The organism is Aurantimonas marina (genome assembly GCF_017183135.1).
In the GTDB taxonomy this organism is placed as follows: Bacteria; Pseudomonadota; Alphaproteobacteria; order Rhizobiales; family Rhizobiaceae; genus Aurantimonas; species Aurantimonas marina.
The window spans coordinates 32,355-51,222 of sequence record NZ_JADDXW010000007.1 but is presented as its reverse complement, the minus strand read 5'-3'; the positions used below and the strand labels follow the sequence as shown (position 1 = coordinate 51,222).

Annotated in this window: 19 protein-coding genes; 9 read left to right on the top strand and 10 right to left on the bottom strand. The window is 66.8% G+C overall.

Annotation, left to right across the window (positions count from 1 at the left end; all coding sequences use genetic code 11):
* Positions 1 to 8 precede the first annotated feature (8 nt).
* Complete coding sequence (locus tag ING15_RS09925; RefSeq protein ID WP_206454650.1) at positions 9 to 1,094, bottom strand: COG4223 family protein; 1,086 nt, start codon at positions 1,092 to 1,094, stop codon at positions 9 to 11.
* A 16-nt stretch (positions 1,095 to 1,110) separates the two neighbouring features.
* On the opposite strand from ING15_RS09925, the gene ING15_RS09920 reads away from it, so the two are divergent.
* Positions 1,111 to 2,013, top strand: coding sequence for a hypothetical protein (locus tag ING15_RS09920; protein WP_206454649.1), 903 nt, complete (start codon positions 1,111 to 1,113; stop codon positions 2,011 to 2,013).
* On the opposite strand, the gene ING15_RS09915 is transcribed toward ING15_RS09920, so the two are convergent.
* The gene (locus tag ING15_RS09915) at positions 1,972 to 2,670 is read right to left on the bottom strand and encodes a uroporphyrinogen-III synthase (protein WP_206454648.1); all 699 of its coding nucleotides are present in this window, start codon (positions 2,668 to 2,670) and stop codon (positions 1,972 to 1,974) included. The two genes, ING15_RS09920 and ING15_RS09915, sit on opposite strands and share 42 nt — an antisense overlap.
* Positions 2,671 to 2,698: 28 nt before the next feature.
* Positions 2,699 to 3,637 (bottom strand): hydroxymethylbilane synthase, encoded by a 939-nt coding sequence (gene hemC / locus ING15_RS09910; RefSeq protein ID WP_206454647.1) that lies wholly within the window; start codon positions 3,635 to 3,637, stop codon positions 2,699 to 2,701.
* 158 nt (positions 3,638 to 3,795) lie between these two features.
* Here hemC and tsaD point away from each other — a divergent pair, with 158 nt between their 5' ends.
* The 5 genes from tsaD to ING15_RS09885 all read left to right on the top strand — a co-directional run bounded on the left by tsaD (position 3,796) and on the right by ING15_RS09885 (position 7,368).
* Complete coding sequence (gene tsaD, locus ING15_RS09905; protein WP_206454646.1) at positions 3,796 to 4,884, top strand: tRNA (adenosine(37)-N6)-threonylcarbamoyltransferase complex transferase subunit TsaD; 1,089 nt, start codon at positions 3,796 to 3,798, stop codon at positions 4,882 to 4,884.
* Positions 4,881 to 5,861, top strand: coding sequence for an NAD(P)H-dependent glycerol-3-phosphate dehydrogenase (locus tag ING15_RS09900; RefSeq protein WP_206454645.1), 981 nt, complete (start codon positions 4,881 to 4,883; stop codon positions 5,859 to 5,861). The genes tsaD and ING15_RS09900 overlap by 4 nt, the downstream gene beginning before the upstream one ends.
* Positions 5,862 to 5,940: 79 nt before the next feature.
* The gene (locus ING15_RS09895; RefSeq protein ID WP_206454644.1) at positions 5,941 to 6,231 is read left to right on the top strand and encodes a YciI-like protein; all 291 of its coding nucleotides are present in this window, start codon (positions 5,941 to 5,943) and stop codon (positions 6,229 to 6,231) included.
* 14 nt (positions 6,232 to 6,245) lie between these two features.
* The gene (locus ING15_RS09890; RefSeq protein WP_206454780.1) at positions 6,246 to 6,683 is read left to right on the top strand and encodes an EVE domain-containing protein; all 438 of its coding nucleotides are present in this window, start codon (positions 6,246 to 6,248) and stop codon (positions 6,681 to 6,683) included.
* A 22-nt stretch (positions 6,684 to 6,705) separates the two neighbouring features.
* Positions 6,706 to 7,368, top strand: a complete 663-nt coding sequence (locus ING15_RS09885) for a class I SAM-dependent methyltransferase (protein ID WP_206454643.1) — start codon at positions 6,706 to 6,708, stop codon at positions 7,366 to 7,368.
* 10 nt (positions 7,369 to 7,378) lie between these two features.
* Here the strand turns inward: ING15_RS09885 and ING15_RS09880 are convergent, their stop codons facing one another.
* Complete coding sequence (locus tag ING15_RS09880) at positions 7,379 to 7,912, bottom strand: L,D-transpeptidase family protein (protein ID WP_206454642.1); 534 nt, start codon at positions 7,910 to 7,912, stop codon at positions 7,379 to 7,381.
* A gap of 123 nt (positions 7,913 to 8,035) precedes the next feature.
* On the opposite strand from ING15_RS09880, the gene ING15_RS09875 reads away from it, so the two are divergent.
* Together ING15_RS09875 and ING15_RS09870 are read left to right on the top strand one after the other, a co-directional pair.
* Positions 8,036 to 8,719, top strand: a complete 684-nt coding sequence (locus ING15_RS09875) for a response regulator transcription factor (RefSeq protein WP_206454641.1) — start codon at positions 8,036 to 8,038, stop codon at positions 8,717 to 8,719.
* A 247-nt stretch (positions 8,720 to 8,966) separates the two neighbouring features.
* Complete coding sequence (locus ING15_RS09870; RefSeq protein WP_206454640.1) at positions 8,967 to 9,422, top strand: cyclic nucleotide-binding domain-containing protein; 456 nt, start codon at positions 8,967 to 8,969, stop codon at positions 9,420 to 9,422.
* 52 nt (positions 9,423 to 9,474) lie between these two features.
* On the opposite strand, the gene ING15_RS09865 is transcribed toward ING15_RS09870, so the two are convergent.
* The 3 genes from ING15_RS09865 to ING15_RS09855 all read right to left on the bottom strand — a co-directional run bounded on the left by ING15_RS09865 (position 9,475) and on the right by ING15_RS09855 (position 14,126).
* Positions 9,475 to 10,278 (bottom strand): exodeoxyribonuclease III, encoded by an 804-nt coding sequence (locus ING15_RS09865; RefSeq protein WP_206454639.1) that lies wholly within the window; start codon positions 10,276 to 10,278, stop codon positions 9,475 to 9,477.
* A 214-nt stretch (positions 10,279 to 10,492) separates the two neighbouring features.
* Complete coding sequence (locus ING15_RS09860) at positions 10,493 to 11,149, bottom strand: outer-membrane lipoprotein carrier protein LolA (protein ID WP_206454638.1); 657 nt, start codon at positions 11,147 to 11,149, stop codon at positions 10,493 to 10,495.
* A 157-nt stretch (positions 11,150 to 11,306) separates the two neighbouring features.
* The gene (locus ING15_RS09855) at positions 11,307 to 14,126 is read right to left on the bottom strand and encodes a DNA translocase FtsK (RefSeq protein ID WP_206454637.1); all 2,820 of its coding nucleotides are present in this window, start codon (positions 14,124 to 14,126) and stop codon (positions 11,307 to 11,309) included.
* 201 nt (positions 14,127 to 14,327) lie between these two features.
* Here ING15_RS09855 and ING15_RS09850 point away from each other — a divergent pair, with 201 nt between their 5' ends.
* Positions 14,328 to 14,603 (top strand): GNAT family N-acetyltransferase, encoded by a 276-nt coding sequence (locus ING15_RS09850; RefSeq protein WP_206454636.1) that lies wholly within the window; start codon positions 14,328 to 14,330, stop codon positions 14,601 to 14,603.
* A gap of 1,277 nt (positions 14,604 to 15,880) precedes the next feature.
* Here the strand turns inward: ING15_RS09850 and ING15_RS09845 are convergent.
* The 3 genes from ING15_RS09845 to tesB form a co-directional block, all read right to left on the bottom strand.
* Positions 15,881 to 17,257, bottom strand: coding sequence for an ammonium transporter (locus ING15_RS09845; RefSeq protein ID WP_408628688.1), 1,377 nt, complete (start codon positions 17,255 to 17,257; stop codon positions 15,881 to 15,883).
* 21 nt (positions 17,258 to 17,278) lie between these two features.
* Positions 17,279 to 17,617 carry a P-II family nitrogen regulator gene (locus ING15_RS09840; RefSeq protein WP_206454635.1) on the bottom strand — a complete coding sequence of 113 codons (339 nt, stop codon included), beginning with the start codon at positions 17,615 to 17,617 and terminating at the stop codon, positions 17,279 to 17,281.
* 241 nt (positions 17,618 to 17,858) lie between these two features.
* Complete coding sequence (tesB, locus tag ING15_RS09835) at positions 17,859 to 18,731, bottom strand: acyl-CoA thioesterase II (RefSeq protein WP_206454634.1); 873 nt, start codon at positions 18,729 to 18,731, stop codon at positions 17,859 to 17,861.
* Between the last annotated feature and the right edge of the window lie 137 nt (positions 18,732 to 18,868).

Below are 18,868 nucleotides of genomic sequence, written 5' to 3'. Positions count from 1 at the left end.
TTGGTTCCTTAGCCCTGATTGCCTTGGCCGGCCGGTTTGTCCGCCGGAGGTGCGCCGCCAGCGTCACCCGACCCTGCCGAACCCGACGGGGCAAGCGCGGAGGACAGCGCCTCGGCGACAACGCGATCAGCCGTCAGCCGCGCCGCCACGCGGCTCGCGAAGTCTTCACTGACGTCCTTCGCCGCTTGGGGCAGGGCCTGCCACTCGGACTGCCAGGCCGCCAGATCACCGCCCTTGATGGCCGCGTCGAGCCGGGCCAACGCAGCATCGGGGCCTTCGCCCGTCGCCGCTGCCTCGCCGGTGGGCCGCACTTGGACGAGCGAGCGCAACCCCGACAGGAGCTGCTCCTGCACCGGCGCGTCGGGCAATGCCGGCCGCAGGCTTTCGGCGATCTTCTCGTCGACCGCCGTCCACTCGACGGCCAATGTCTGCTTCGACGGCACGCCATCGGCCGCGAAGGCGCGCAGATCCTCAGTTGCGGCGCTCGCGCCCGTGGCCTCGGCATAGGTCTCGAGCTGGCTCATGAACGGACCACCCTGGTCGATGGCGGATTTCAGATTCGCGGCGGCCAGCGCCATGTCAGCCCGGCGATTGCTCGCTTCCATTCCGGCGACCCGGCTTTCGAACTGCGCGACGGCCTCGTCCACCTTGGCGCTCGCCTGCTCCGCCGCCTGTTGCGCAGCCATCGCGGCCTCATTGGCCTGCGTCGCCGATTGCTGCGCGGCGGTCGCGGCCTGCTGCGCTGCTTTGGCGGACTCTTGCGCGGCCGTGGCGGTCTGCTGTGCTGCTGCTGCGGTTTGCTGAGCCGCTGCCGCCGTCTCGCCGGCCTGCTGTAGACCCGCGGTCGCATCCGCTCCGGCGGTGGATGCGGTGGTTTCGAGGGTGTCGATCCGCTGACCGAGGGCCGCCAATTGTTCCGCCGCACCGTTTGCAGCGGGTGCGGCGGGCGCGCTTTGCACTTGATCGCGCAAGGCGGCGACCTCGCCGCTCAACGCATCGAGCTGTTCGGCGCTTGCAGCAACTTCACCGGTCTCCTCAACGCCGCCGAGCGCGGGCAGATAGCCGCCCGCCTGCAACGCCGCCGCGCCACCCAATACCAGGATCGCACCGATGATGCCGGCCGCCAGGGCACCGCCGAAGCCAGTCCCGGAAGAAGGGGCTGGCGCGGCACTTCTGGAAGAGCCGGCGCTCGACGCCGTCGGCCGAGCGGTCGCTGGCCCGGACTTGATGGCAGACGAGGGCGTCGTCGCGGACGAGGGTGTCGCCTTGGCGTCGGTGGGCTTGACGCTCGAACCACTGGCTGTGGCCGAACCCGGCTTGCTCGCCGCGCTCGGCGATGCGGCGGCCGCCGAGCCGCTGCCGACGACGGGCGCTGTTCCGATTGGGGTCGCGGGCACCGATCCCGGTGCGCCGCTGGCTGTGGTCGGTTTCGCGGTTGACGATGCCGATGCTCCGCCCGTCGCGGCTGCCGCTGCGGGGGCCTGGGCATCCTCTTTCGCGGGCGGAGTCGGCACGGTGACCCCCGGTGCCGACGATGCTGCGCCGGTTGGCGCCGACGAAGCTGGCTTCGTGGTGTCAGGGGAAGCCTTGGATACGTCCTTTGCGCTGGCGCTCGATACCGTAGTGGCTCCTGCCCCGGCCGTCACGGCCGGTGTGGGCGTTGCTTGCGGCGCCGCCACATCCTTGGGCGCGCCGGCGCCGCCGTCTGGTTTCGCTGCCGCCTGCGCGCCGGTCTCTGTTGTTTTGTCGCCGTCAGTCACCGTGTTCTTTTCCGCTTTGAGATCGATCGTCTGCCCACGCGTCTGCTTCGGCTTCGACCGCCGGGGACGGTTGGTCATCGCGTTTGCTCCATTCCTGCTGGCTCTGGCGCGTGGTTTCGCCAGATTCGCGCACCGCACTCAATCGAGGCGTATTGGTCCTTCATTCGTGCGGGCCGCGCAAGCATCGTCTCGTCCAAATGATCAATCTAGGTTAGTCGATGCATTCGAAAAGCGAAGCAAGCCGGGCATTTGAAGAAATTATCGCATCGCGGCGAAGCACCAGCGACAGCGCCTCGGCGATTCGCCGCGACAGGACGAGAATGGTCGGCATCGGCTGGAACAGCTTCGGCAGCCGCGCGGCAAGCTCGGAAAATGCCTCCGCCTGCCCCGTCGAAAGCAGGAGCACGGCATCCGGCGCCGCACCGCCGAGCACGGAAGCGACCGCCGCTTCGTCCGGTGCGAGGCGGGTCATTTCATAGACCTCCCAGACGACATACGGGATCGCCGCCGCGTATAGAGCTTCCTCCAGCGTGCCGGTTCGCGTCCGGCCCGCCGCGTAAAGAAGCGGGGTCGCGGCGGAAAGCTCCGCTGCATCGGCGAGCCGGGCGATGTCGAGAGCTGTGCCGCCGGCAATCCGCACATCGGCAAAGCCGGCCGCGCGCGCCGCTTCGCCGGTTCGTTCGCCAACCGCGAAGACCGGCCGCGGATCGGCGGGAAAATGCCGGGCGAGGGCCGGCACGGCGCGGGCGCTGGTGACGGCGAATCCGGCGAACGCCCCCTGCGGCGGACCCTGGTCGAGAGGCAGCGTCGCTTCCAGCGGCAGGATCAGCGGCTGGTGGCCACGCGCTTCGAGCGCTTCAGCGGTGCGCATCGCCTCGTCGCGCTCGCGCAGGATCAGGACGCGCGCCATCGCGAACCTTGCGACCGATCGCGGGTCTTCACTTCGCCCAGCCGTCGAAGAAGCCGGGTCCGGCCGCATCGAGGACGTCGCGCCCGGCCAGCCGCCCGATCGTCTCGGCGTCAGTAACGAGGCCGCTGCGCCGGGTTTCATGCATCCCGGCGCCATCCGGCGTGAGAATCATGCCGTGCAGGGTCAACGTGCCGTCTTCATGGCGTGTCGCATGGGCCGCAATCGGCGTCCGGCAGGAACCGTCGAGCTCGGCGAGGAAGGCGCGCTCGGCGGTCAGCGCGTCGGTCGTCTCGCGATGCGCGATCGCCGCGACGAGCGTCTCGATCCGGGCATCGCCGATCCGGCTTTCGATGCAGATCGCGCCCTGGCCCGGCGCCGGCGGAAATGCCTCGACGTCGAGAACATCCGTCGCGACGTGCCCCATATCCATGCGGTTGAGTCCGGCCAGCGCCAGCAGCGTCGCGTCGACCTGGCCTTCCTCGAGCTTGCGCAAGCGACTTTGGACGTTGCCGCGAAAATTGATGACCTCGAGATCCGGCCGCTGCCGCTTCAACAGCGCCTGGCGCCGCAGCGAGGCGGAGCCGACCGTCGCGCCTTCCGGCAGATCGGCGATGGTACGGCCGCTTCGCCCGATGAAGGCGTCGCGCACATCCTCGCGCGGCAGGAAGGCCGAGATCGCCAATCCATCGGGTATCGCCGTCGCCATGTCCTTGGACGAATGCACGGCGAGGTCGATCCGATCCTCCAGCAGCGCCGCCTCGATCTCCTTGGTGAACAGGCCCTTGCCGCCGACCTCCGATAGCGGGCGATCGAGAATGCGATCGCCGGAGGTGGAAATCACCGCGATCGCGAAGGCGTCCTCGGGCAGATCATGGGCGGCCATCAGCCGCGCCCGCACCTCGCTGGCCTGGGCCAGCGCCAGCTGGCTGCCCCGCGTCCCGATGCGGATGATGTCGTTCGTCCCCATAGATGCCCCTGTCGTTGCATCGCCCCGGCGTCGGCCGGCATGATCGTGCCCTTGCATAGGGGATCGGTCCCGCCGAAATCAATGGCGGCGGCGAGCCGGCGGCGGCGCTCTTCCATCTCGCGGCGAAGGCGGTAGAAGAACCGCTCGAAAGGAAGCCCATGAACGGCACGCTGATCCTCGGCATCGAGACGAGCTGCGACGAGACCGCCGCGTCCGTTGTTGGCCGCAACGCGTCGGGCGCACCGGTGATCCTTTCGAACGTCGTGCTGTCCCAGGTCGAGGAACACGCGGCGTTCGGCGGCGTCGTGCCGGAGATCGCCGCGCGCGCCCATGTCGAGGCGCTCGACGGCATCGTCCGGGCGGCAATGGCGGATGCCGGCATCGATTTCGGCGATTTGTCGGCTGTCGCCGCCACCGCCGGCCCCGGCCTCGTCGGCGGCCTGATCGTCGGCGCGATGACCGGCAAGGCGATCGCCGCGGCCGGAGGCCTGCCCTTCATCGCGGTGAATCACCTCGAGGGCCACGCCCTCACCCCGCGCCTGACCGACCGCCTCGCCTATCCCTATCTCCTGCTGCTGGTCTCGGGCGGTCACAGCCAGATCGTCCTGGTCCGGGCGCTCGGCGACTACGAGCGCTGGGGAACGACGATCGACGATGCGCTGGGCGAGGCCTTCGACAAGACGGCAAAGCTGTTGCGGCTTCCCCATCCCGGCGGCCCGAATGTCGAGCGGACGGCCGCAGGCGGCGACCCGAAGCGCTTCGCCCTGCCCCGCCCGCTGAAGGGGGAAGCCCGGCTCGACTTTTCCTTCTCGGGCCTCAAGACGGCTGTACGGCTTGCCGCCGAGGCGGCCTCGCCCCTGTCGAGCAAGGACGTCGCCGATCTCTGCGCCAGCTTCCAGGCGGCCGCCGCCGACAGTCTCGGCGACCGCATCGGTCGGGCGCTGACGCGGTTCCGCGAAAGCTTTCCAGAGCTTACCGATCCCGCCCTCGCGGTCGCTGGCGGCGTCGCGGCCAATCGCACGATCCGCGCCGCGCTGGAGGCCGAAACCGCCAAGGCGGGGGTCCGGCTGGTGGCACCGCCGCCGGCGCTGTGCACCGACAACGCCGCGATGATCGCCTATGCCGGGCTGGAGCGCTTCGAGGTCGGTCTTCTCGACGGGCTCGACGCCCCGGTGCGCTCGCGCTGGCCGCTCGATGAAAAATCGCAGCCGATGGTCGGCTTCGGCCGGCGCGGAGCCAAAGCATGACGCGGTTCGCGGTCGTCGGCGGCGGCGCCTGGGGCACGGCGCTCGGCTGTCTCTATGCCCGCGCCGGACATCACACGGTGCTCTATGCCCGGGACGCGGAGACCGTGGCTGGCATCAACCGCGATCGCCTGAACCCGCGCTATCTGCCGGATATCGACCTCCCCGCCAGCCTCTCCGCGACCAGCGACCCGGCCGAGGCCCTGGCCGGCGCCGACCTCGTGCTTGTCGTCGTCCCGGCCCAATCGCTGAGCGCCGCGACGGCCGAACTGGGTGGCCTGATTCCGCCCGATGCGCTGGCCGTGCTCTGCGCCAAGGGGATCGAGCGCGGCACCGGCCGCTTCGCCTCGCAAATCTTTTCGCAAGCCCTGCCCGCCCAGCCGCTCGCGGTGCTCTCCGGCCCGAGCTTCGCCGCCGATGTCGCGCGCGGCCTGCCGACGGCCGTCACCATCGCCGCTGGCGAGCCTGCCCTCGCCGACCGCGCGGCGCGGCTTTTGTCGACCGAGACCTTCCGTTGCTACGCCGCCAGCGACGTCGTCGGTGTGGAGGCCGGTGGCGCTCTGAAAAACGTGTTGGCGCTCGCAGCCGGCGCCGTGGTCGGCCGCGGCCTCGGCGCCTCGGCGCAGGCGGCGATCATCACTCGTGGCTTCGTCGAGCTGCGCCGCCTCGGCGCCGCGCTCGGCGGACGCCCGGAGACATTGATGGGCCTGTCCGGCCTCGGCGATCTGGTACTGACCTGTTCCAGCCCGCAATCGCGCAATTTCGCCTATGGAATGGCCCTCGGCCGGGGCGACGACCGCTCCGGGCTGAAGCTCGCCGAAGGCGTCTTCACCGCCGAGATCGCCGCCCGCCTGGCGCGCGACCTTGGCATCGATGCGCCGATCATCGCGACCGTCGCGGCGATCCTGTCGGGCGATCTCGATGTCGACGCCGCCGTGCAGTCGTTGCTCGCCCGGCCGTTGAAGCGCGAATTCGATTGAAACCGACGCCGAGACCCTTACCCTTCGCCGCGTCCGCCATCTCGGACCAACCCGACCACCGTCGATCACAGGATTTTCCATGCTCTACGCCCTTCTTTGCGACGATAAGCCGGATTCGCTGCAGCTGCGCCTCGACAACCGCCCGGCGCATCTGGAATTCCTGAACGGTCTCGGCGACGCGCTGAAATTCGCCGGTCCGTTCCTCGACGGAAATGAGAAGCCCTGCGGCAGCCTCGTCGTCATCGAGGCCGACAGTCTGGGCGCGGCCCAATCGATTGCCGCCGACGACCCTTATGCCAAGGCCGGGCTCTTGGCCAATGTCGCGGTTCGGCCCTGGAACTGGGCGATCAAGAACCCGGCGGCGGCGTGAGCGGACGGAAATCGATGCGCTATTGGCTGTTCAAATCCGAACCGAACAAATGGTCCTTCGATCATCAGAAAAAGGCCGGCGCCAAGGGCCAGGAATGGGACGGGGTCCGCAATTACCAGGCCCGCAACTTCATGCGCGAGATGGCGGTCGGCGACCGCGGCTTCTTCTACCACTCCAACGAGGGCAAGGAAGTCGTCGGCATCGTCGAGGTAATCGGCGAGGCGCACCCCGATTCCACCACCGAGGACGCCCGCTGGGAATGCGTCGACATCAAGGCCCTCATGGACATGCCGGAGCCGGTGACGCTCGACGCCATCAAGGCGGAGCCCAAGCTGAAGGACATGGTGCTGGTCAACAATTCGCGGCTCTCCGTCCAGCCGGTGGAGCCGACCGAGTTTCGACTGGTCTGCGAGATGGGCGGTCTCGATCCCGGCACCGCGATGGCGGGTTGAGCCGCGGGCGCGGGGCTCCATCATGCCGAAGCCCGACGATCGCGATTGCGAGGCCTTCGTCCTCGCCAACACGGCGGTGCTTTGCCCGCCGCATGTGCCGGAAATCCGGCTGCGGCTGGCCGATGAGGCGCATGACCTCTGGCTGAAGACCGAAGCGGAACTCGAGGCGATCGGCCTGCCGCCGCCCTTCTGGGCGTTTGCCTGGGCCGGTGGGCAGGCGCTCGCCCGCTTCGTTCTTGATCATCCGGAGCGGGTCGCCGGACGCCGCGTCGTCGACTTCGCCACCGGCTCGGGCCTCGTCGCCATCGCCGCCGCCAAGGCCGGCGCGGCCGACGTCACGGCGATCGACGTCGATCCATTCTGCGGAACGGCCGTCCGGCTCAACGCCGCGCTCAACGGCGTCGACCTTCCCTTCGATGACAGAGACCCCATCGGCAACCCGCTCGACGCGGACATCCTGCTCGCCGGGGACGTCTTCTACGATCAGGCCATGGCGGCCGCGATCACGCCCTGGTTCGATCGCCTCGTCCGCGACGGCGTGACCGCCCTCGTCGGCGATCCGGGCCGCGCCTATCTGCCGGCCGACCGCGTCGAAAACCTCGCGACCTTCGAGGTGCCGGTTACCCGCGCGCTGGAGGACGCCGAGGTCAAGCGCGCGACCGTCTGGCGGTGGCGCGCGGGCTGACGGCATCCGCTCAGCGTCGAACGACCAAACGCGTCCTTGGCGCCAGCAGCGGCGCGAGCCGCAGCATGTCCCGCGGCGCCACAGCGATGCAGCCTTCGGTCGGCGGAAAGCCTTCCCTGGCGATGTGCAGGAAGATCGCGCTGCCGCGATGGCGGGCGCGAGCGCTGATGTTCCAGTCGAGCACAACGACGAAATCATAGAGTCGATCGGCCCGGGCGAGGCTCTCGGCGCTCGCGGAAAACGGTGCGCGGACATAGCGGTTGTAGGCAGGATGGGACGGCGCGTCGCACCAGAGGTCGACGCCCGGCCGCGTGCGCCGAATCGGCAATCGCGCCGCCGGCCGCGCCATTCGCCCCGGCCGGTGCCAGGCCGACAGGAGCGCCATCGACGCCACGGGCGTCGCGCCGTCGCCCTCGCGCTTGAAGATCGTCGTGCCGGTTCGGCCGAGCGCACAAGGAATGCGCAGGGAGCCGGCCGCGAGAATGCCGCGTGTTCCCGATCCGGGGGCCCGGCGCACCGCGATCACGCCATTTTTTCGCGTCATTTGCCTTTTTTCCTGACTTTCCTTGCAATCGACCCATTTGTCGTCACGAATTGTTACAAGCTCGAACGTGCGCCGCCCTTTCTTACGGCCACCCTTGAGGCAAGAACCGAACGGCTGAATCGCATGACCGCACGCAGTATCCTCATCGTAGACGACGACGACGACCTCAGGCAGACCCTCGCCGAGCAGCTGTCGCTGCACGAGGAGTTTGCCGTCCTGCAAGAGCCGACGGCGACCAAGGGTATCAGTACAGCCAGAGCCGGACTGATCGATCTCGTGGTCATGGATGTCGGTCTGCCCGACATGGACGGACGTGAGGCGGTCAAGGTTCTGCGCAAGGGCGGCTTCAAGGCACCGATCATCATCCTGACCGGCCAGGACACCGATTCCGACACGATCCTCGGGCTCGAGGCTGGCGCCAACGACTATGTCATCAAGCCCTTCCGCTTCGCAGTGCTTTTGGCCCGCATCCGGGCGCAGCTGCGCCAGCACGAACAGAGCGAGGATGCCACCTTCCAGGTCGGCCCTTACGTCTTCAAGCCGAGCCAGAAACTGCTGCTCGATGAGAAGGGCGGCAAGATTCGCCTGACCGAGAAGGAGACGGCGATCATCCGCTATCTCTATCGCGCCGACCGCCGGGTGATCACGCGGGACGTCCTCCTGGAGGAGGTCTGGGGCTACAATTCGGGCGTCACCACCCATACGCTCGAAACCCATGTCTATCGCCTGCGCCAGAAGATCGAGCCCGATCCTTCGAACGCGCGGATACTGGTCACGGAGTCCGGCGGCTACAAGCTGGTCCCGTGAGCCTTCTCAGCGATCTCGCGATGCTCCCAGCCCGTCTACTGCGGGGCTGGGGGCATTGTCTCGCGCTGTAGGTTTGCCGATTCGCTTCGCTTTCTCTCTACCCTTCATTGAAACGCTCGGTTAACGGTGGCGCAGGAACAGCCGAGAGATCACGGCCCACCCGACCGCCGGGGAAAACCGTGCGTCGGACGCTGGATCAAGGCCATCGCGGCCGTGATGCGGGTTAGGGAAACGGTAATTCGACGAGATGAGCCTTGAAAGCGACATCGCGATCCTCAGAAACGTGCCGCTGTTCGAAAGCTTGGCGAGCGACCAGTTGCGTCTCCTCGCCTTTGGCGCCGAGCGCCGGCGCCTTTCCGCGGGGGAAATCGTCTTTCGCCAGGATGCACAGGCGGATGCCGGTTTCGTCATCGCCGTCGGCACGGTTGCGCTCGCTCGGCAAGCGGGAAACCAACAAAAGCTCGTCGGGATGTATGGACCGGGGACGCTGCTCGGCGAACTCGCTTTGATCACCGAGACCACCCGGCCCGCCAGCGCCAATGCGGAGACCGATTGCGAACTGCTCCGGATTACCCGACCGATGTTCCGCCGCATGCTGGAGGAATATCCCGAATACGCCGCCGGCCTGCACGAACGGCTGAAGGTTCAGTTCGCTGAAATGACCCGGCAGATCCTCGCGCTGGAGGACCGGTTCTCCGGATAGATGTCGCCGACCAGCCGAGACGATCGCCCGCCGCCGCATGGCGGAGCGATTGTCACGACGTGAAGGTCGCGGTCACCGGAACATGGTCCGACGGGCGCTCCCAGCCCCTCGCCTCGCTGAGCACGTCGATGGCCGTCAGCGCCGGCGCGAGATCGGATGACCCCCAGACATGGTCGAGCCGCCGGCCGCGGTTTGACGCCGCCCAATCCTTGGCACGGTAGCTCCACCAGGTGAACACCGTCTCCTCCACGGGGATGTGATGGCGCATCAGATCGATCCATTTGCCGTCGCCCTGCGCCCGCAGCAGGCCCTCGCATTCGACCGGCGTGTGGGACACCACCCTGAGGAGCTGCTTGTGCGACCACACGTCGGTCTCCAACGGCGCGATGTTGAGATCGCCGACAAGCAGCGACGAGACACCCGGCTCGGCCTCGGCGCCGATCAGCCGCATCTCCTCGATGAAGTCGAGCTTGTGGCGGAATTTCGGGTTGATCGCCGGATCTGGCTCGTCGCCGCCGGCCGGGACGTAGAAATTGTGCACCCGCACACGGCGTTCGCCGACCCTGAGCCGGGTCGACAGGTGCCGCGCGTCGCCGATGGCGCAGAAATCCTGCCGGACGATGTCGTCGAAAGGCTGTCTGGAGACGGTCGCGACGCCGTGATAGCCTTTCTGCCCGTGGATCGCGATGTGCTCGTAGCCGAGCGCCCGGAACGCCTTTTCGGGAAACTGGTCGTTCGGGCATTTGGTTTCCTGCAGGCACAAGACGTCCGGCGCGGTCTCCTTCAGGAAGCGCTCCACCAGCGGCATGCGCAGCCGCACGGAGTTGATGTTCCAGGTGGCGATCTTGAAGGGCATGGGCGGGAGGTTCCGGCTTGAAGGACGAAACCGGCATATGGGGCCGGCCGCCGGCCCGCAACCCTTTGCCGGCGCTCACCCACGAGGGATCTTTTTTCGGCGGCCGGTGCCACGGCAACAAAAGCCCGCCGCGTCGCGCTTCGCAAATTCCCCCGAACGCGCGAACGCGCCGCATCACAACGCGACACGTTCCGGTGCGTGTGCGGCGCTTGCTTCAGTTGCCGGTCTGGCCCTGCGAAATCGCCGTATAGGGAATCTTGAAGGCGGAATCCTTGATGTCGCCGCCGTTCTTGACGTCGTAGATCATCACCGTGGTGTCCTTGCCCTGCTGGTCGCGGATCGTCCACTGCTTGAGCTCGTTGGATTTCGGGTCGAACATCATGGTGATGCGCGAATTGCCGAACACCGACTTGTCACCCATGACGATGGTGGTGAGATCCGGCTCTTCCTTGACGCTCTGGATATTCGCGGCCGACAGGTCGATCCGCCGGTTCAGCAACAGCTTCAACGGCGTCTTCGATAGGGGATAGACGTCCCAGGTGTTCAGCTTCTTGTTGTTGACCGCGACGTTGGAGCCGTCGGAGATCACCCGAAGCGGCGTCCCCGAATAGTCGAAACGCACCTTGCCGGGCCGCTCGATGTAGAACTTGCCCTCGGTCTGCCGACCGTTCGGGTCAAACTGCATGAAGGTCCCGTGCATGGACGGAACACCCGAGAAATGGTCGGCGATCTTTTGTGCCGCGGCGCTCGATTGCGCCGCCGCCGGGCCTGCCGTAAGCGGCGCGACGACCGCGGCCGCGATCAAGGTCGACGCCGCGCCGCGAACGAGCGCAGAGCGGAAAGATCGATTGAGTGTATCGTTCTTGGCCATGGTGGTGGAGGCTTCCCTTGTTCCGAAGTCTGCCCTTCGTCTCGCCGACGCAGATAGGGCGAAACGCTGCTGTCGTCTCGCTCCCTCATGTCGGTTCGCATCATTCCGCTAGCAATGGGGCGCGGCAATGGCGAAAACCTAACCATTTCGTCATCGACTACATGCGGTCGTCTTCCGTCGGCACCAGGATCTCGCGCTTGCCGGCGTGGTTGGCGGCACCGACGATACCTTCCCGCTCCATCCGCTCGATGATCGAGGCGGCACGGTTGTAGCCGATCGACAGGCGGCGCTGGACATAGGAGGTCGACGCCTTGCCGTCGCGCAGAACGATCGCCACCGCCTGATCGTAGAGATCGGCGCCCTCGTCGACCTCCCCGCCCCCACCGCTCCCGGACGCGCCGCCGCCATCGCCGTCCTCGTCCTCGTCCTCCAGGATCGAGTCCAGATAGTCCGGCACGCCCTGGCTCTTCAAATGCGCGACGATCTGCTCGACCTCGCTGTCGTCGACGAACGGGCCGTGAACGCGCTTGATGCGGCCGCCGCCGGCCATGAACAGCATGTCGCCCATGCCCAGAAGCTGCTCGGCGCCCTGCTCCTGCAGGATGGTGCGACTGTCGATCTTCGAGGTCACCTGGAAGGAAATGCGGGTCGGGAAGTTCGCCTTGATCGTACCGGTGATGACGTCAACCGAGGGCCGCTGCGTCGCCATCACCACATGGATGCCGGCGGCACGGGCCATCTGCGCCAGACGCTGCACGGTGCCCTCGATGTCCTTGCCGGCGACCATCATCAGGTCGGCCATCTCGTCGATGATGACGACGATGTAGGGCAACGGCTCGAGATCGAATTCCTCGGTCTCGAAGATCGGCTCGCCGGTCTCGCGGTCGAAGCCGGTCTGGACCGTGCGGGAGATCGTTTCATCCTTCTCCAGGGCGCTTTTCACGCGGGCGTTGAAGCCGTCGATGTTCCTGACACCCACCTTCGACATCTTGCGATAGCGGTCCTCCATCTCGCGGACCGTCCATTTCAGCGCCACGACCGCCTTCTTCGGGTCGGTCACGACCGGGGCGAGCAGATGCGGAATGCCGTCATAGACCGACAGTTCCAGCATCTTCGGATCGATCATGATCATCCGGCATTCCTGCGGCGTCAGCCGGTAGAGCAGCGACAGGATCATCGTGTTGATCGACACCGACTTGCCCGAACCGGTGGTGCCGGCAACGAGAAGATGCGGCATCTTGGCGAGATCGGCGATCACCGGCTCCCCGCCGATGGTCTTGCCGAGGGCGAGCGCCAGCTTGCTCTTGTTGTGGGTAAAGGTTTCCGAACCGATCATCTCGCGGAAATAGACGGTTTCGCGGCGCTGGTTGGGTAGCTCGATGCCGATGGCGTTCTTGCCCGGAATGACCGCGACGCGCGCGGCGATGGCGCTCATCGAGCGTGCAATGTCGTCTGCAAGGCCGATGACGCGGGACGATTTGATACCAGGCGCCGGTTCGAGCTCGTAGAGCGTCACCACGGGGCCGGGGCGCACCTCGATGATCTCGCCCTTGACGCCGAAGTCCTCCAGCACGCCTTCGAGCAGGCGGGCATTTTCCTGCAGCGCTTCCGGCGACAAGGTCGAGTCGCGGCTGCGGGGCTTGGGCGGCGTCAGGAAATCGATGGAAGGCAATTCGAAGCGGACGGGATCGGCGACGGTCGTCGCCGGCTTCAGCGCGACAGCCCGGCCCGAGCCGCCACGCAGCCGCTGCTGCTCGGCTGTGACGGTCGCCTGCGGCACGACCCGCACGCCCGGATCGGCGGGCTGGTTCGGCGTCCCGCCGCCGGACCGCGTTTGCGGAGCCGGTGCCGGGCGGCCGCGGGCCCCCTCGGGAACCTCGTCCTTCGCGGGCCTGCGACCGGGAAAAGCGACGATGTTGCCGGACAGAAGGCCCCGCCAGCCACCGGCCTCGTCGGGGAGCGGCGCCGCGTTCGGAGAGACGCGGTCACCGGGTCCGATGATCATCGCGTCGTCATCGGCAAAGTCACCGCCGGCGAAATGGTGAGGCTGGTCCGCGTCCGTCTCGTCCCAGGGCATTTCGGATCCGGCATCGAGTTCCGCGCGCCCATCATCTGCATCCGCCCCGTAGTAGTTTTCCATGTGCTCGGGTTCGGAAACGCGGATCGAGCGCCGAGCGCCGCGTCCTTGCGCCGGGTGGGGCGGGAAATTCTCCTCCTCGTCCGACCAGTTAGCGAAGCCGTCGCCGAATTCCTTCGACGCGCGGGCCGCGCGGCGGGCGGCGAGGCGTCGGCCGATGGCGGATTTTGCCGAATAGGCGGTATGGGCCACAGCTCCGAAGAACAGCGCCAGACGGCCCTCGCTCTCATCCTCGTCGTCCGCTTCGACCACCGGGGCCTTGCGGCGGCCCGCAGCCGGTGCCGGGCGGGGTCGATCGATCAATCCGGCGCCATTGAGGAAGAGCCAGGTCGCCGGGGCGGCGATCATCACAGCAAGCACGATCGCGAGGAACCCTTGCGGATAGGCGCCGGTGGCCAGCGCCGGAAATTTCAACACAAGGTCGCCGGCGACGCCGCCGAGGCCGATCGGCAGCGGCCAGCCCGCGGGCGCCGGCAGACAGCCGAGTGCGGCGGCGGCCAGCACGGTCCCGGCAACCGCATACCAGGCGCGGCGCCAGATATGGTCGATCGCGTGACCAGACAACAAGATCAGGCCCCAGATCGCCGGCAGCATCACGAGAAGCGCGGCACCAAGACCGAAAATCTGCATGGCGAGATCGGCGGCGATGGCTCCGGTGGGGCCGGCCCAGTTCTCGACCATGTTCTGATTGGACTGGCTGAGCGACGGGTCGCTCACACTCCAGGTCGCGAAGGCCACGCCGAGATAGCCCGCCAGCGCGATCAAAGCCGCCCCCGCGCCGATTTCGCCCTGCCGCCGAAGGAATGACGTTTGGCTGCCGCCTGACACCGTGGTTGCCATCTGTCCCTGCCTGTCTCGTCCAACGCGGATCGTGCCTTCGAGCCGGCCCGCTGCTTGCGGCCAGATTAGGCAGCCGAGGTTAAGACCCGTTTAAGCTTAAGAGCGCCTTACGATCCGGGGCCTCTCGCCGTTCGATCGGGTTCGCTCTTGCCGAGGGCGGATCGTCCGCCAGTCTTACGGTTCAAACGGAAGGGAGCGACGATGGATATCCAGCGCGAGGACAACGGATCGAAAGGCCGGTTCACCACTGCCAAAGGCGACAGCGAGATGACCTATGTCCGGGTGGGCGAGACCACCGTCATCTTCGATCATACCTTTGTTCCGGACCAATATCGCGGCGAGGGAATCGCGGGGAAACTGGTCGCCGCCGGGGTCGAGTGGGCGCGATCGGAGAATTTGAAGGTGATTCCGCAATGCTCCTTCGCCCGGGCCGCATTCGAGCGCAAGCCGGAATATCGCGACGTTCTCAAGGAATGAGTGGCATTCGGCGGCGCCGCTCCTGAACGTCGTCGTGCCAGGCACCGCTAGGCAAAGTCTGCTCGCTTCGCTGCGACATCCGGTGGCGGTCGTGATCCCAGCTTCGGAGGTTGCGCCGTTCCCAGACAGGCGTCCTTCCGAAGTCAGTGATTGGCGAGACCGTCCAACATGGTCGTCATCTCGACTTCGGTGATTGGCGAACCCGCCCCACGCGGGCGTCATCCTCGGGCTTGACCCGAGGACCCATGCCAAGTCGCTCGAGCCGCCAATCCGTTGGCGGACAGGATGGAATAAACGTCGCGGCATGGGTCCCGGCTCAAGGCCGGGGTGACGAGGTTTGGATTCCGGCGCCCCCATCTTCCACAGCGCTTTCGCAGGGATGGCGGGGCCCGCGTGAGTGCTGGAAAGCCGACGTTGCCGCAAAATTTTCTCCCCACCCTTTTCCCCTCCCGCATACTTTGATCACCGCCGGCCCACGGAACGGGCGCGAATGATCACCGGGATCGTTCGTTGGGCCAAGGGGAGAAATCCCTGGCGGTGCGGTGTCCGCGACGGGGCTTCTTCCGGAGAAGCGCTGGCCCGGACGGCCCTTTGCTCCCGCCGGACCGTCCCCCACTGATGAGGGGTCCGTGGTCTGGGTCCACTTGAACGCCCCCGCCAGGGGCGTGAAGATCCGGCAGCGCGCGCAAGCCCATGAGAAAGGCGGGGTTCGCGTGTCGAAGGGTTGGTCAAACGCCGCGCGGGATGCCGGAGGCGGACCGTATTGACTTAAAACAGTCGGAGGGTTCGCCTCCGGCGTCCCGCCGCTCGCCTCGTCAGAGACGAGACGGCAACAGGGGCCCACCAGCGAGCCGCAAGGCAAAGCTTAAGGGTGGGACAAAGAAACTGGCCCGTCAGTGAGTGGCGAAGCCGCGACAGTTAAGGACGGGTCAAAGAATCGCTGCCCCGCCCGTAAGCTCCTCGCGGAGCTCGTCGCTGGCGGGGACCCCGAGGACAGAGAATCGAAGCGCAGCGAAAGGAGGAAGTGTCAGTGTCGGGGAATGCACACGCCGGCCGCGAACGCGGTGCGGGCGATGTCCTGCGTCCTCTCCCTCATCCTGAGGCGCGGAGCGAAGGAGCCCCGAAGGGCGAGGGAGTGTGCGCGAGGCCGCTTGCGAAAAGATCTCGTTCCTGCCCTGTCTTGCTCCGACGCCCATACGCGCCACCGCCGAATTGAAACGGGGTCGGCGATCGCTCGCCCACCCCGCTTGCCTTGCTCATCGGCCCCGTCGCGCCGCTCAGGAGTGGTAGGCCGCCTCGCCATGATAGACGAGATCGAGACCTTCGCGCTCCTGCTCCAGCGTCGGACGCAGGCCGACGATGAGATCGACGATCTTGAACAGGATCGCCGAGATCACGCCGCCCCAGACCAGCGTGATCAGCACGCCGACGATCTGGGCCCAGACCTGGGCGCCCATCGAGACGCCCTCGGCGAGGCCGACGCCGCCCAGCGACGAGGCGGTGAAGATGCCGGTGCCGACGGCGCCGATGATGCCGCCGATGCCGTGGATGCCGAAGACGTCGAGGCTGTCGTCGTACTGGAACTTGTTCTTCACCACCGAGACGAAGAAATAGCAGCCGGCGCTGGCAAGCCCGCCGAGAACGATCGCGCCCACTGGCCCGATCGTGCCGCAGGCTGGGGTGACGGCAACGAGCCCCGCGACGATGCCGGAAGCGCCGCCGAGCATCGAGGCCTTGCCCCGCATCATGGTCTCGATGACGCACCAGGTGAGCAGCGCGCCGGCCGTCGCGGTGAAGGTGTTGATCATCGCGAGAACCGCGGCGGCGGTCGATTCCAGATTGGAACCGGCGTTGAAGCCGAACCAGCCGACCCACAGGATCGAGGCGCCGACCATGGTCAGCGTCATCGAATGCGGGGCCATCATGTCCTTGCCGAGGCCGGTACGCTTGCCGACGAAGTAGCTACCGACCAGCGCCGCGATGCCGGCATTGATGTGCACGACGGTGCCGCCGGCGAAGTCGAGCGCGCCGACGCCGCCGGAGAGGGTTCCGTTGAAGATCAGGCCGGCGCCGTCCCAGACCATGTGCGCGATCGGGAAGTACGCGAAGGTCAGCCACAGCACGGTGAACAGCACCACCGCCGAGAACTTGATGCGTTCGGCGAAGGCGCCGACGATCAGCGCCGGAGTGATCATCGCGAAGGTCATCTGGAAGGCGATGAACAGATATTCGGGCAGGGCCACGCCGTCGGTGAAGGTCGCCGCCGTCGAATCGACGGTGACGCCTGCCAGGAACAGCTTGCCGAGACCGCCCCAATAGGGGCTGGTGCTGCCGCCGAAGGCGAAGGAATAGCCCCAGACCACCCAGACGATGATGCCGACGCCGGAGATGACGGTGCACTGCATCAGCACCGACAGCATGTTCTTGGCGCGCACCAGGCCGCCATAGAACAAAGCGAGGCCAGGCATGAGCATGAACAGGACGATCAGTGTGGCCGTCATCATCCACGCGACGTCGCCCTTGTCGACCGTCGGCGCCACGGCCTCGGTGGCCGCGACAGCCGCGTCGGCGGCCGGCGCGGCGGCGTCCTGGGCGAAGGCCGCCGTGGCGGCGAACCCGGCCATCAGGGAGCCGGCGAACAGAAGTTTCTTGATATTCATCGGTGGTCGGTCCCCTTAGAGTGCGTTCGTGTCGACTTCGCCCGTCCGAATGCGGACGGCCTGGTCGATGCCGAAGACGAAGATTTTGCCGTCGCCGATCTGGCCGGTCTTGGCGGCGGCCTGGATCGCCTCGACCGCCGGCTCGACCATGTCGAGCGCAACGGCTATCTCGATCTTCAGCTTGGGCAGGAAGCTCACCGCGTATTCGGTGCCGCGATAGATTTCGGTATGGCCTTTCTGACGGCCATACCCCTTCACCTCGGTGACGGTGAGGCCCTGAATGCCAATGCCGGTCAACGCCTCGCGCACTTCGTCCAGCTTGAATGGCTTGATGATCGCCATCACGATTTTCATGTTCACCTCGAACCTTGGGCGGCCGCGGGAGCGCCACCGTGTTGAGCCGTCACTCGCCCGGGCTCCATGCCCGCGGCGATGACTGACCTTCAGGAATCAAGGTTCGTGCCAAACGGACGTCGCGCCATCATTCGGTCATATTTTGCGGTGCGAAATCACAGCTTCCACCGGCGTTGCCTGCCGGTCGGGCTGGTTCATCGCCGCTCAAAGATGCGGCAAAAACTGCCAGTCTGACTGGAAATTAGGCAGGTCGGACGCGTCGCGGGCGGATCAGCCCTTCCTGTGCCACCGATGCGACCAGCGTGCCGTCACGCGAAAACAGCGAGCCACGGGTGAGGCCCCGCGCGCCCGACGAGGACGGGCTGTCCTGCGAATAGAGCATCCACTCGGACACGTTCACCGGCCGGTGGAACCACATGGCGTGATCGAGACTGGCGGCTTGGATGCGCTCGTCGAACACCGACAGCCCATGCGCGAACAGCGAGGTGTCAAGCAGCGTCATGTCGGAGAGATAGGCGAGGACCGCCGCGTTCAGATCGCGATCGCCGCCGATCGGACTGGCGCAGCGCACCCAGACCTGTTGCACCGGCTCCAGCTTGTCGCGGGTCAGATAATGATCGAAGGAGACCGGACGGAATTCGATCGGCCGCGGCCGCAGCCAGTAGCGGCGGACCGGTTCCGGTGCCCGCTTCAAGATCGTCTCCTTGAGGTCGTCGCCATGCGGCAGGTCGTCCGGGCCCGGCACGTCGGGCATCGACACCTGATGATCGTGCCCGTCCTCGTCCTTCTGGAAGGAGGCCGAGAGGGAGAAGATCGCGTGACCGTGCTGGATCGCGACGACGCGCCGGGTGGTGAAGGAGCCGCCATCGCGAATCCGGTCGACGTCGTAGATGATCGGCGCGGCGGGGTCGCCCGGCCGCATGAAATAGGAATGCAGCGAATGACAATGGCGGTCGGCGGGGACGGTACGTTGGGTGGCGACCAGCGCCTGGGCGATCACCTGGCCGCCGAAAACCCGCTGCCAGCTCTGATCCGGACTGATGCCGCGAAACAGATTTTCCTCGATGCGTTCGAGATCGAGGATATGGAGGAGCTTTTCAACGGCCTCGGTCATCCTAAACTACTCCAAAGTCGCGGGGAGCCACGCGCCCCTTCGCCTTTCGCGGCGTTGCACCAATATACCGGGCGTGGTCAACCGGTTTTCGCGATCCGCACCGACCGCGCCGCACAAGGGGCGAGAGCAAGGAGACT